The sequence below is a fragment of the Burkholderia latens genome (assembly GCF_902499045.1).
GTDB lineage: Bacteria > Pseudomonadota > Gammaproteobacteria > Burkholderiales > Burkholderiaceae > Burkholderia > Burkholderia latens.
The window spans coordinates 92,542-105,657 of record NZ_CABVPL010000020.1 but is presented as its reverse complement, the minus strand read 5'-3'; the positions used below and the strand labels follow the sequence as shown (position 1 = coordinate 105,657).

Annotated in this window: 12 protein-coding genes; 9 read left to right on the top strand and 3 right to left on the bottom strand. The window is 69.8% G+C overall.

Going from position 1 to position 13,116, the window contains the following annotated elements; all coding sequences use genetic code 11:
* Positions 1-329 precede the first annotated feature (329 nt).
* Entirely contained in the window at positions 330-1,541 is a 1,212-nt protein-coding gene (locus tag BSE24067_RS16130) for a DUF1444 domain-containing protein (RefSeq protein WP_151067700.1), read from the top strand.
* Positions 1,542-1,677: 136 nt separating this feature from the next.
* Here BSE24067_RS16130 and BSE24067_RS16125 read toward each other — a convergent pair whose 3' ends face one another.
* Positions 1,678-2,316, bottom strand: a complete 639-nt coding sequence (locus tag BSE24067_RS16125; RefSeq protein WP_151067702.1) for a LysE family translocator — start codon at positions 2,314-2,316, stop codon at positions 1,678-1,680.
* Positions 2,317-2,500: 184 nt separating this feature from the next.
* Here BSE24067_RS16125 and BSE24067_RS16120 point away from each other — a divergent pair, with 184 nt between their 5' ends.
* From BSE24067_RS16120 to BSE24067_RS16100, 5 genes are all read left to right on the top strand, one after another.
* Positions 2,501-2,965, top strand: coding sequence for a GNAT family N-acetyltransferase (locus BSE24067_RS16120; protein ID WP_151067704.1), 465 nt, complete (start codon positions 2,501-2,503; stop codon positions 2,963-2,965).
* Positions 2,966-2,973: 8 nt separating this feature from the next.
* On the top strand, positions 2,974-3,564 hold the full coding sequence (locus BSE24067_RS16115) for a hypothetical protein (RefSeq protein WP_151067731.1): 591 nt from the start codon (positions 2,974-2,976) through the stop codon (positions 3,562-3,564).
* Between the two features lie 160 nt (positions 3,565-3,724).
* Positions 3,725-5,101, top strand: a complete 1,377-nt coding sequence (locus tag BSE24067_RS16110) for an FAD-containing oxidoreductase (RefSeq protein WP_151067706.1) — start codon at positions 3,725-3,727, stop codon at positions 5,099-5,101.
* Positions 5,102-5,217: 116 nt separating this feature from the next.
* Positions 5,218-6,120 carry a LysR family transcriptional regulator gene (locus BSE24067_RS16105; RefSeq protein WP_151067708.1) on the top strand — a complete coding sequence of 301 codons (903 nt, stop codon included), beginning with the start codon at positions 5,218-5,220 and terminating at the stop codon, positions 6,118-6,120.
* A gap of 136 nt (positions 6,121-6,256) precedes the next feature.
* Positions 6,257-7,246, top strand: a complete 990-nt coding sequence (locus tag BSE24067_RS16100) for a zinc-dependent alcohol dehydrogenase family protein (RefSeq protein WP_151067710.1) — start codon at positions 6,257-6,259, stop codon at positions 7,244-7,246.
* A 58-nt stretch (positions 7,247-7,304) separates the two neighbouring features.
* Here BSE24067_RS16100 and BSE24067_RS16095 read toward each other — a convergent pair whose 3' ends face one another.
* Complete coding sequence (locus BSE24067_RS16095; RefSeq protein ID WP_151067712.1) at positions 7,305-8,198, bottom strand: SDR family oxidoreductase; 894 nt, start codon at positions 8,196-8,198, stop codon at positions 7,305-7,307.
* A 95-nt stretch (positions 8,199-8,293) separates the two neighbouring features.
* Here BSE24067_RS16095 and BSE24067_RS16090 point away from each other — a divergent pair, with 95 nt between their 5' ends.
* On the top strand, positions 8,294-9,151 hold the full coding sequence (locus BSE24067_RS16090) for a helix-turn-helix transcriptional regulator (protein ID WP_151067714.1): 858 nt from the start codon (positions 8,294-8,296) through the stop codon (positions 9,149-9,151).
* A 238-nt stretch (positions 9,152-9,389) separates the two neighbouring features.
* Positions 9,390-10,625: a cyanate transporter gene (locus BSE24067_RS16085; protein ID WP_151067716.1), complete on the top strand. Its 1,236-nt coding sequence runs from the start codon at positions 9,390-9,392 to the stop codon at positions 10,623-10,625.
* Positions 10,626-10,772: 147 nt separating this feature from the next.
* Here BSE24067_RS16085 and BSE24067_RS16080 read toward each other — a convergent pair whose 3' ends face one another.
* Entirely contained in the window at positions 10,773-11,210 is a 438-nt protein-coding gene (locus tag BSE24067_RS16080; protein ID WP_151067718.1) for a hypothetical protein, read from the bottom strand.
* Here BSE24067_RS16080 and BSE24067_RS16075 point away from each other — a divergent pair.
* Positions 11,209-12,687 (top strand): alkaline phosphatase family protein, encoded by a 1,479-nt coding sequence (locus BSE24067_RS16075; protein WP_151067720.1) that lies wholly within the window; start codon positions 11,209-11,211, stop codon positions 12,685-12,687. The two genes, BSE24067_RS16080 and BSE24067_RS16075, sit on opposite strands and share 2 nt — an antisense overlap.
* Positions 12,688-13,116: the final 429 nt, after the last annotated feature.

Below are 13,116 nucleotides of genomic sequence, written 5' to 3'. Positions count from 1 at the left end.
GGCTGCGGGGCACGGCCGGCGCCGGCCCGAACGCTCGGCCACGCGCAGGCCGCGCGCCGAAACCGCCGCGTCGCGCACCGGCTGCCCGCCCGCCGGCCATGCTCGATAAACCGCGATTCCGTCGCGGACTGCGGTACCATCGCGACACCCGCCGCGTGATCGCGCCCCGATGCGGGCCCGCGCCGCCGGCAACCGGCGTGCGAGGCCGCCGGATGCGTCACGGATGTCCGGCCGATATCCGCGGGAAGCAGGCAGCGTCCCGGAAGACAGGCGGCGCGGCCCATGACAACGAAAGACCAACAAGAGACGGGCCTGCCCGAACGCACACGATGCTCTTCGACTTCGTCGCGCGCCTGCGCGAGCGCTTCGCCAAACCGCCGACCCAGCAGGACTTCGCCGAGCGCCTGATCGCCGCATTGCGCGCGACCGGCGACACGCGGCAGTGGCTTCACGACGACGACAAGGGCCGCCTCGTGCAGGCCGACGCGCCGTCCAACATCATCAATCTGCACAACCTGTTCCGCGACTATGCGGGCGCGACGCCGGCCGAGCGCGAAGCGACGCTCAAGCGCCAGGCGAACGCGATGATGCAGCACGAGATTCCGTCGGACTTCGCGCAGGTCCGTGCGCGGCTGCGCCCGGTGATCCGCAGCGCGACCGAGCGCGGCGTGGTCGCGCTGCAGCTCGCCGGCCAGCCGGCCGCGTCGGAAGTCGCGTTCCGGCCGCTGTGCGAGAACCTCGAGATCGGCATCGCGTACGACGGCGAGTTCAGCGTCGCGCGGCTGACGACCGCGCGGCTCGCCGAATGGGGCGTGGGCTTCGACGAAGCGTGCGACATCGCGATCGACAACCTGCGCGGCGTGTCGTCGGCGCCGTGGGCCGCGCTGCGCGACGGCGTGTTCGTGTCGCAGTTCGGCGACTACTACGATGCCGCGCGGCTGCTGCTGACCGACCTGCTGCATCGCCAGCCGATTTCGGGCGCGCCGGTCGTGATGGCGCCGAACCGCGCGGTGCTGCTGCTCACCGGCGACCGCAACACGGCCGGGCTCGCGACGATGGTCGAACTCGCCGAGCAGGCGCGCGCGCAGCCGCGTCCGCTGCCGCCGCTGATGCTGCGCTGGGACGGCGCCGCGTGGCGGAATTTCGTGCCGGCGGGGCTCGAAGCGAAGCTGCACGCGCTGCGCGTGGACGAACTCGCCGGCGACTACCAGGATCAGCGAACGCTGCTGGACGATCTGAACAAGCGCAACGGTATCGACATCTTCGTCGCGAGCTATACCGTGTACCGGCGGCAGAACGGCGAGCTGTTCAGCGTCGGCGTGTGGAGCGACGGCGTGCCGACGCTGCTGCCCGACACGGACATCGTCGTGCTTTATCGGGAATCGACGCGGCAGTCGGCCCACGTGCCGATGGCGGAGTTGCGGCACGCGTGCGGCGATCTGATGACGGCCACCGCGCATCATCCGGTGCGCTATGAAGTGACGGCCTTTCCGGACGAAGCGCGGTTCGCGGCGCTGCTCGAGCGGTTTCCCGCGGCCTGACGGCGAGCTTGCGCGGCGCGGCCGCGCCGGCTGGCCCGGATGAATGGGGCTGCCCGGCCGTCAGCCGGAATGATCGGCGACGGCATGCCCGCGACGAATGAAGCGGACGTCAGGCTCCCGCTGACACCGACCGCAGTCAGATCCCCGCTTTCGGCGCGTTCAGGATCAGCCGCAGCCCGAGCAGCGTGATCGCGCCGGCCGCGATGCGGTCGACCCACTTCTTCGCGCGCAGATAGAGTTCGCGCGGCCGGCGGGTCGAGAAGCACAGCGCGACGATCGTGTACCAGCCGAATTCGACGCCGAACACGAGCGGCGGCAGCGCCAGGTAGCACCACAGCGGCGGATGCTGCGGCAACAGCGCCGCGAAGATGCTGCCGTACCAGATCGCCGTCTTCGGGTTGCTCAGCTGCGTCGTGAGGCCGGTCCAGAACGACTTGCGCGCGCTGCCGCCGGCGCCCGCCTGCGGATCGTCCATCGCGATCGGCCGATCGGCGCCGCGCCAGATCTTCGACGCCATGTAGATCAGGTACGCGCCGCCCGCGAGCTTGAGCCCGACGTACAGCCATTCGACCGCCTGCAGCAGCGTGTACAGCCCGGCCAGCGCGACGCCGCCGAACGCGATCCCGCCGACGCCCATGCCGAGCGCGGTCGCGAGCCCGTCGCGGCGCGACAACCCGATCGAATTTCGGGCGACCAGCACGAAACTCGGGCCGGGAATCATCGCGCCGAGCCACAGCGCGGCCAGGATCGCGAGTACGGCAGCCGATGCAGTCATCGAAATCTCCTTGATCAGCGACGCCGAAGCGCCGGCGCCTGCGTGTCGGATCGCGACGCTGTCGTGTCGCGGTGCGTCGATTCCCGACGGTGAAGCGGTTGATTCTGGCACGCTTCGCGGGCCGCCGAAAGCACCCGCGCGCTGCTATGCTGGCGGCCGTTCCCGCCCTTTTGCGCCGCCAGCCATGATCGAAATCCGCGCCGCCCGCTATCCGGACGATGCCGCCGCCGTCGAAGCGATCTTCCGCGAGTACATCGCGAGCCCGAGCGTCAGCCTCGCGTTCCAGGACTACGAGCCCGAGCTTGCCGCGCTGCCGGGCAAATATGCGGCGCCGCGCGGGCAATTGCTGCTCGCATGGCGCGGCGAGCGCGCGGTCGGCTGCGCGGCGTTCCGCGAGATCGACGCAACCACGTGCGAGATGAAGCGCGTGTACGTGTGCCCCGAAGCGCGCGGGCTGAACGCGGGACGCCAGCTCGTCGAGCGGCTGCTGCGCGACGCGAAGGCGGCCGGTTATGCGCGGATGTGTCTCGACGTGCTGCCCGAGTTCGTCGCCGCAAGGCAACTGTATGGTTCGCTCGGCTTCGCGCCCGCGCCGCCCGTGGCGTTCAATCCGGTGCCCGGCGCCGCGTTTCTCGGGCGGGATCTGTGATGGCCACGATGCGCGCGCCGGCCGCTTGCCGGGCGCTCGTTCCGCTCGCCGCCGCGTGGTGCTGTCACGCGCACGCGGCGCCCGCGTTGCCGCCGTTGCCGCCGTCGATCGCCGCGCAATTGCCGGCCGGCTACCAGCCGTTCGTCGCGCAGCAAGGGCCGGCGCTCGGCAACGGGCTGCACACCGTGCTCGTCGTCGTGCACCGCGCGACCGATACGCGCGAGCAGCCGTCGCCGCGCCCGCTGCTCATCTACGAGGAACAGGCGGACCGCGCCTACCGGCTCGCGGCACGCAACGACGACGTCGTGATGCGCGCGAACGACGCGCCGCAGTGCGACCCGTTCGACCCGGAATACGCGGCCGATGGCGGGATCGCGGTGAACGGACGTTACTTCACGGTGCAGAACGACGTCGCGTGCGGGCAGCACTGGAGCGACTACGTGACGTTCCGCTACGACGCGCACATGCGAGCGTGGCTGTTCTCCAGCGACATCCATACCGAGTCGTTCCCGCTGGACGGCAAGCCGGATTCCGTCAGCGCGGTGCGCGCGGATCCGCGAAAGCCGGTTTCGTTCGGCGCGTGGAAACGCACGGAATAGACCGTGCGCACCGCACGCAGGCCCGCTGCCTGCACGCGCCGCGCGCGCACGTACCGGCCAACGGGTCTACCATAGTCGCTCGTCGCCGTTCCGGCGCGCGCCGCCGCGGCATGCGGCTTGCGCGTGCCGTTCCCACGTTGAACCAGCGCAGGAGGACGTCATGACGCAACACTTCGACGCGATCGTCATCGGCACCGGGCAAGCCGGGCCGCCGCTCGCCGCGCGGCTCGCGGGCGCCGGCATGAAAGTCGCGATCATCGAGCGCGGCCGCTTCGGCGGCACCTGCGTGAACACCGGCTGCATCCCGACCAAGACGCTGATCGCGAGCGCGTATGCGGCGCAGCTCGCGCGGCGCGCGGAAGAATACGGCGTGTCGGTCGGCCCCGTCAGCGTCGACATGAAAGCGGTGAAGGCGCGCAAGGACCGGATTTCCGGCCGCTCGAACCACGGCGTCGAGCAGTGGGTGCGCGGCCTCGACCACACGTCCGTGTTTCAGGGTCATGCCCGATTCGAGCGCCCGAATGCCGTGCGCGTGGGCGACGAACTACTGGAGGCCGAGCGCGTGTTCATCAACGTGGGCGGACGCGCGCAGATCCCGAAGATGCCGGGCCTCGACTCGGTGCCGTACCTGACCAACTCGACGATGATGGACGTCGACTTCCTGCCCGAGCATCTCGTGATCGTCGGCGGCAGCTACGTCGGGCTCGAATTCGGCCAGATGTACCGGCGCTTCGGCTCGAAGGTCACGATCATCGAGAAAGGCGCGCGCCTGATCCATCGCGAGGACGAGGACGTGTCGCAAGCCGTGCGCGAGATTCTCGCGAACGAAGGCATCGACGTGCAGCTCGACGCGAACTGCCTGAACGCGCGGCGCGACGGCGACGGCGTCGTGGTCGGTCTCGACTGCACCGGCGGCGGCCGCGAAGTCGCGGGCTCGCATCTGCTGCTCGCGGTCGGCCGCGTGCCGAACACCGATGACCTGGGCCTCGAGCTCGCCGGCGTCGCGACGGACTCGCGCGGCTACATCACGGTCGACGACCAGCTGCGCACCAACGTGCCCGGCATCTGGGCGCTGGGCGACTGCAACGGGCGCGGCGCGTTCACGCACACCGCGTACAACGACTACGAGATCGTCGCGGCCAACCTGCTCGACGACGATCCGCGCAAAGTGTCCGACCGCATCCCCGCGTATGCGATGTACATCGATCCGCCGCTCGGCCGCGTCGGCATGACGCTCGCCGAAGCGAAGCAGACCGGCCGCAGGCTGCTGGTCGGCACACGCCCGATGACGCGCGTCGGCCGCGCGGTCGAGAAGGGCGAGAGCCAGGGTTTCATGAAGGTGATCGTCGATGCGGACAGCCATGCGATTCTCGGCGCGTCGATCCTCGGCGTGACGGGCGACGAAGTCGTGCACGGGCTGCTCGACGTGATGGCCGCCGGCGCGCCGTACACGACGATCAGCCGCGCGATGCACATCCACCCGACCGTGTCGGAACTGCTGCCGACGCTGCTGCAGGATCTGCATCCGGTTCAATGATCGGCGGCGCGCGGGCACCGCCCTGCCCGCTCGGCGCCCGCATGCGCACCGCGCACCGCGCACCGGCTTCGAACCGTGTGCGAAGATCGCCGTTCGTCACGACTCTCGACAATGCCATGGATCGTCTGCAAACGATGCAGATCTACGTACAGATCGTCGAACGCGGCAACTTCACGCAGGCCGCCGATGCGCTGCAACTGCATCGGCCGGCCGTCACGAAAGCCGTGCAGCAGCTCGAACAGGAACTCGGCATCCGGCTGCTGAACCGCAGCACGCGCCGTGTCAGCGTGACGGCCGAGGGCGAGGCGTTCTATGCGCGCTGCGTGCAGCTGCTCGGCAGCATCGACGACGCGTTCGCGTCGTTCCCGAAGCAACGCGCCGTACCGAAGGGGCGGTTGCGGCTCGATATCGCCGTCGCGCTCGCGAAGACGGTCATCATTCCCGCGCTCGCCGAATTCCAGCAGCGTTATCCGCAGATCGAACTCGTGCTCGGCGCGAGCGACCAGCCCGCCGACCTGATCGGCGAAGGCATCGACTGCGTCGTGCGGGTCGGCACGCTCAAGGATTCGAGCATGGTCGCGCGCACGGTCGGCGCGGTGCCGATGGTTACGTGCGCGTCGCCCGCATATATCGTCCGCCACGGGCTGCCGCGCACGCTCGACGATCTGCGCACGCATCGCGCGGTCAATTTCTTCACGGGCGCGAATCGCAAGATACTCGAATGGACGTTCCGCGCGAACGGCGAGCGCGTCGACGTGAAGCTGCCGAGCAGCCTCCTCACGAACAACTCCGAAGCGCTGCTGTCGTGCGGGCTGGCCGGGCTCGGCATCGTTCACGCGCTGCGCCCCGCGCTGCAGCCGCATATCGATTCGGGCCAGTTGATCGAGTTGCTGCCCGGCATTCGCGCCGAACCGAAACCCGTGTCGGTGATGTATCCGAACCGCGCGCATCTGCCGGAAAAGGTGCGGGTGTTCATCGACTGGCTCACGGACCTGTTCGCGCGCCGCTATCCGGCGTAACGCGTACACGCACGCCAGCCGGCGACACGATTGTTATTCGACGAATAACAATCAGTGATCGCGCCGCGCGTTTTTCGGGCGCAGGCGGCCGCCTACAGTTCTCCTTCATCGTCCCCGTTCATCGAAGGAGTTCACCATGCCCCGCATCGTTCGTTTCCATCGTGTCGGCGGCCCCGACGTGCTGCAGATCGACACCGTCGACGTCCCCGCGCCCGGCCCCGGCGAAGTGCAGCTGCACGTGAAGGCGATCGGCCTCAATCGCGCGGAAGTCATGTACCGCAGCGGCGAATACACGATCCAGCCGCGCTTTCCGGCGTCGCTCGGCTACGAGGCGTCGGGTGTCGTCGCCGCGGTCGCGCCGGATGTGACCGCATTCGCCGCAGGCGACGCGGTGAGCGTCGTGCCCGCGTTCTCGTTCGCCGATTACGGCATGTACGGCGACGTGGTCAACGTGCCCGCGCATGCGCTCGTTCGGCATCCGTCGAATCTGTCGTTCGAGGAAGCCGCGGCGACGTGGATGATGTTCGTCACCGCATGGGGCGCGCTGATCGAACTCGGCGGGCTCGCGCGCGGCGACGCGGTGCTGATCGGCGCCGCGTCGAGCAGCGTCGGACTCGCCGCGATCCAGATCGTGAACCGGGTCGGCGCCGTGCCGATCGCACTGACGCGCAACGATGCGAAGCGCCGGGCACTGCTCGATGCGGGCGCCGCGCACGTGATCGCCGGCAGTCCGGCCGACCTGCCGCGGCAGGTCGCGGAGCTGACGGGCGGCGCGGGCGCGCGCATCGCGTTCGATCCGGTCGGCGGCCCAGCCGCGGCGAACCTGCTGCGCGCGCTGCGCACCAACGGCACGTTCTTCCAGTACGGCGCGCTCGACACGCGCGACATCCCGGTGCCGTTGATGGACCTGCTCGCGCGCCACCTGACGCTGCGCGGCTACGAATTGTTCGAGATCACGCGTGATGCGGAACGACTCGAGCGCGCGAAGCGCTTCATCGTCGCCGGGCTCGCGGCCGGCGCGCTGAAGCCGACGATCGACCGCACGTTCGCGTTCGACGACATTGCCGATGCGCACCGGTACATGGAAGCCGGCGCGCAGGTCGGGAAGATCGTCGTCACGGTCTGAGCGCGGCGGCGGCGGGCGTGCCGGCCGGCCACGGCGGCACGCCGCACGCACGCGTGCGTCAGGCTTCGAAGTATTGCGGCCGGTCGATGTCGGCCAGCAATCCCGGCTGCGTCGGCGCCCACCCGAGCAGTGCGCGCGTGCGCTCGCTCGTTGCGGGCGCATCCATTCCGGCGAACCGCGCGAACCAGCCGAAGTGTTCGGCGGCCTGCTCGGCGGATTTCGACACGACCGGCACGTTCAAGCGGCGGCCGATCACCGCCGCGATTTCGCGAAACGGCACGCCGGTATCGTCGACCGCGTGATAGCGCTCGCCGCCGGCACCGCGCTCGACCGCGAGCCGGTACACGCGCGCCGCATCGAGCCGGTGCACGGCCGGCCAGCGATTGCCGCCGTCGCCGAGATAGGCCGACTCGCCCTTCTCGCGCGCGAACGCGATCAGCCGCGGCACGAACGCGTGATCGCCGTCGCCGTGCACCGAAGGCGGCAGGCGCACGACGGACGCGCGCACGCCGCGCGCTTCGAGCGCGGCGGCGGTTGCTTCGGACGCACGCGGATAGCCCGGCGACACCGGCACGTGCGGATCGTCCTCGGTCGCCGCACGGCCGGGCGCGACGAGCGCGAGGCCCGACGTGACGAGCAGCGGCCGTGCCGACCCGGCGAGCACCGCGCCGATCGCGTCGATCGCGCGGCGGTCGAGTTCGCAGTTTTCCGCGAAGCGCGAGAAGTCGTGGTTGAATCCCGTGTGGATCACCGCGTCGGCGGCGTCGGCGCCGCGCGCGAGGCTTTGCAGATCCTCGAGCGACCCGCGATGGACGTCGGCGCCCGCGGCCGCGACCGTCGCCGCGGCCGCGTCGGTGCGCGCGAGGCCGAGCACCGAATGCCCGGCCGCCACGAGTTCGGCGACCACGGCGGAGCCGACGAAACCCGACGCTCCCGTAACGAAGACACGCATGTTCGATACCTCCGGATGAAATGGAGGCTTACTATCTGTCGTCCGTCGCGCGCCGTGAAGACGTGACGGTTTACCGGTAAACGAACTAACAGGCTATGGCAGACGCATCCGACAACCTGCTCGGCGCGTACCTTCGGGACCGCCGCGAAAAACTCGACCCGGCCGCGCTCGGGCTGCCCGTCGCACGCCGCCGCACGCCGGGCCTGCGGCGCGAGGAAGTCGCGCAGCGCGCGAACGTGAGCGCCGCGTGGTACACCTGGCTCGAACAGGGCCGCGGCGGCGCGCCCTCGGCCGACGTGCTCGACCGGCTCGCGCGTGCGCTGCTGCTCAACGACGCCGAACGCGAGCACCTGTTCCTGATCGGCCTCGGCCATCCGCCCGAGGTCCGGTATCACGCGAGCAGCGGCGTGACGCCGAGCCTGCGGCACGTGCTCGATTCGCTCGAGTCGAGCCCCGCGATCGTGCGCACGGCGACGTGGGACGTCGTCGCGTGGAACGACGCGGCCGCGGCCACGCTGACCGACTACGCGACGCTGCCGCCGTCCGCGCGCAACATCCTGCGGCTGATCTTCGTCGATGCCGGCGTGCGCTATGCGCAACCGAACTGGGAACGCGTCGCGCGATTCGCGGTGGGCGCGTTTCGCGCCGATGTCGCACGCTGCGGCGCGACGCAGGCCGTGCAGGCATTCGTCGGCGAGATGCGCGCGACCAGCGCCGAATTCGACGCGATGTGGCGCGATCACGACATCCATTCGCAGCACGAAGGAACGAAGGAGATCCGCCATGCGCAGGCAGGCAGGATCGCGCTCGAATATTCGGCGTTCTCGGTGATCAGCCATCCCGATCTGATGCTCGTGGTCTTCACGCCAGCGACGCCAGCCGACCGTGCGCGAATCCGCGCGCTTGTCGCCGCGCGTGCCGCGGCACGGGCATCGCACGCGCCGGCTGCGTAGCCGCGCGCGGATCCGCGGCGCCGATCCCGCGCCGATCCGCGCCGACCCCGCATCGACCCCGCGCTTGCCCTGCGCAGGTGCCGCGTCCGCCACGCCGGTCCAGCCCCATCACGCCGCACGCCGCCATCGCAATCCGCACTGATTCCCAGTCGAATATTTAATTTTCCTCTGGATGGGCGCGCCTTTACCCTTTCGGCATCGCATCGCAGGGCCACGGCCCTCCCACTGGAGCATTCCGATGACCGATCCCGGCACCGCGCAGGCCGTTCCCCGCACGCACGCGGCTTCCGTGTCCTATGGCGCGCTCGCGCTGCTGGTGCTCGCCGGCCTCAACCTGCGCCCGTTCCTGACCGCGTTCGGCCCCGTGCTCGACGTCGTACGCGCCGATACCGGCCTCGGCTTTCGCGCGGCCGCGCTGCTGACCACGCTGCCGTTCGTGCTGATGGGCGTCGTCGCCGGCATCGGCGTGCAGCTCGCGCGACGTGTCGGCGAACGACGCGCGCTGCTCGCCGCGCTCGCACTGATCGCGGCGGGCTGCATCGCGCGCCTGCGGACCGGCGGCAGCACCGGCCTCGTCGTCACGGCGATCGTCGCCGGCGCGGGCGTCGCGGTGATCCAGTCGCTCGCGCCCGGCCTCGCGAAACGCTGGTTCGTCGACCGGCTGCCGCTCGCGATGGGCCTCTATTCGGCCGCGCTCGTCGGCGGCGGCGCATTCGGCGCAGTCGCGAGCCCGTGGCTCGCCGCGCACGGCGGCTGGCATCTGTCGCTCGCCGTGTGGGCGGCGCCCGCGCTCGTCACGCTCGCGCTGTGGCGCGCGAAGGCACCGCGCGATGCTGTGCCGGCCGCGACGGTATCGCCGCGCGTGACCGCGTTCGTGCGCATTCCGCGCGCATGGCAGCTCGCGCTGTTCTTCGGCCTCAGCAACAGCGGCTATGCGAGCCTCGTCGCGTGGCTGCCGGCGTTCTATCGCAGCGCCGGCATGAGCGCACAGGCGAGCGGCAACCTGCTCGCGTGGATGGCGCTGCTCCAGGCGGGCGGCGCACTCGCGATGCCGTTGCTCGCGAAACGTTCGCCCGATCGCCGCCCGGCGCTGTGGCTCACGCTCGCGTTGCAGGCCGCGGGCTTCGCCGGGTTCGCGACGATGCCTGCGTTCGCGCCGTGGCTGTGGGTCGCGAGCGCCGGCCTCGGGCTCGGCGGTTTCTTCTCGATGAGCCTGATCGTCACGCTCGATCATCTGCCCGATGCGCGGCTCGCCGGCGCGCTCGCCGCATTCGTGCAGGGCATCGGCTTTCTGATCGTCGCGGCGAGCCCATGGTTGATCGGCTGGCTGCGCGACGCGGGCGGCGGCTTCGCGATCGCGTGGTGGATGCATGTCGGCGTGATCGCGGCGATGGCCGCGCTGAACGCCGCGTTCGCGCCCGCCGGCTACCGGCGCGGCATGGCGCGCACCGCCGGCGCCACGCACCGGCACTGACCCGCCGCATTCCCTGATCCGCTCGAGCCGGCATCTCCCGCCGCGCGTCCAGCCGACGATGACGACGCGCGGCGCAAGCAGATCGACCACGCATTCGCGAGTCTGATCCAGGACGGCATCTATCAGCGCATCGCGAAGAAATACTTCTCATTCGACATTTGCGGCCGACGAGCCCGGCCCGCGGTAGCCGGCGACACGTGCAAAGGAACGTCGCGCGCGAATACGGCGCCTCCATTCGTTTGCGATGAGCGCGCCGCTTCCTTTTTGCTCGACGGGCCGTGCAATGGCGTCGAACAAACGTATGACGATCGCGTCGTCATCGGCATGTCGGCGAATGATGCGCTGCATCGCGCAGGCGCAGCGTGCTTGACACCTCAACACCGCACTACCGGTGCGACAGGCCTGCACGCGTGCTTCCCGCACCGCGGCGCACTGACGAACGCGCACGAATGCATGCCGGCGGGCATGGGGTTTGCGCGTTTGCGCCGCTCGCATTCCTTTCGACGCGAGTGCGCGTCGCTCCGCGGCTGCGATGCGTGATGGGCTGGCCAGCGCCGCATCCAATAACGAAGGAGACGCAGTCATGGACGACACGAATGCATATCGGCGCCACGATCGCCGCCGTTTTCTCGCCGGTGTCGCCGCGGTGGCCGGCAGTGTCGCGCTGCCCGGTTGCGGCGGCGGCGGCGACGGCGACATATCGAGCCCCGACGGCAATGCGGCCGCACCGTCGATCGGCGATACGCCGTCGCCGAACGGCGGCAATCGCTACAGCCTGCCGCGGCCGGCGTTGCCCGACCCCGCCAGTTCCGGCATCGACCATATCGTGCTGGTCACGATGGAAAATCGTTCGTTCGATCACTACATGAGCTGGGTTCCGGGCGCCGAAGGCATGCCCGCCAACCAGCAGTTCAAGGATGCGTTCGGCGCGACCCACGCGCCGTTCGCGCTGTCGGCCGATCCCGCGTACGGCTATCAGGCCTGCGCGTACCACGACCCGAACCATACGTACGAGGGCGGCCGCACGCAACTCGCTTCGGGCGAGATGAACGGCTGGCTGCAGACGCCGGGCACGAACCTGACGCAGGGCGACCTGCTGCCGATCGGCTACTACACGCAGGCGGACCTGCCGTTCTTCAGCGCGGTCGCGAGCAGCTACACCATCGGCGATTTCTACTTCAGCGGCATCCTGGCCAACACGTTTCCGAATCGCATCTACCTGCACAGCGGCGCCACCGACCGCCTCACCGATACCGTAGACAATTCGTCGCTCCGCACGATCTGGGACAACCTCAGCGACGCCAAGGTCGGTTGCAACTACTACTATCACGACGTGCCGTTCACCGCGCTGTACGGTACGCGCTATCTCGGCATCTCGCATCCGTTCTCGTCCTTCCTGTCGGACGCGGCGGCCGGATCGCTGCCGTCGTTCTGCATGGTCGACCCGGCGTTCGCCGGCGAGCAGGAAGGGACGTCCGCCGACGACCATCCGCATGCTGACATTCGCAACGGGCAGGTGTTTCTGAACCAGGTGTACGACGCGCTGCGCACCAGCCCGACCTGGAGCCGCACGCTGATGATCATCGTGTACGACGAATGGGGCGGCTTTCTCGAGCACGTCGTGCCGCCGACCCGGCCGATCAGCAATAGCGAGCTGGCACTCGGCAACGACGGCAAGCTCGGTTGCCGCGTGCCGCTCGCGCTGCTCGGCCCGCGGGTTCGCGCGGGCGCGGTGACGCGCTATCCGTTCGATCCGAGTTCGATTCACGCGCTGCTGCAATGGCGTTTCGGGTTGAAGCCGCTCGGCGTGCGCGGCAGCGCGCCGGCGACGTTCAACCTTGCGTACGCGCTCGATCTCGCCGGCGCGCCGCGCACGGACGCGCCGGCGTTCACGGTCGCGCAAGGGCCGTTCTCCGGCGCATGCTCGGGCGCGACCGCGCCCTCGCCGTCCAGTTCGGTGTCCGGCGTGGATCCGTCGAAAATGGCAGCCAATCCAACGGCCGAACGTTTCTCGGAGCTGCGCGCGAAGGCGGCGGCGCTGGGGTTCCGGACGGGCGGTTGATTCGCACCGTGCGCGGCAGCCGCGATCGAATGCGATACGGCCGTCCGCGTACGGCCGTGCCGGACTTCCACTTCCACCTTCTTCAGACCGGTGTTTTCGCTTGCCACGCACGATGCGCGTTCCCTGCCGCATTGCGCGGAAGTCGAGCGCCGATAACCGCAGCCGCGAAACATTCTGGTGCACGGCGGGCGCACGATGCGCGCTCGCCGACCGGCCTGCTGCCGTTTCGCCAGCGCCGCGTTCCGTTCCCGCTTCCGCATTTCGAACGCACGTGTCGCGCACGCTCAGATCGACGTCGCGTGCAGACAAAACCGTTCACTCGCCCGTGCCGTTAACCCGTTCGCAATCCCGGCGCCCCGCATTGCGACGCGGCGCCCGTCGTCGTTCGTGATCCGGAATTCATAGCCGCCGTCGGCCGCCCTTCGGGCC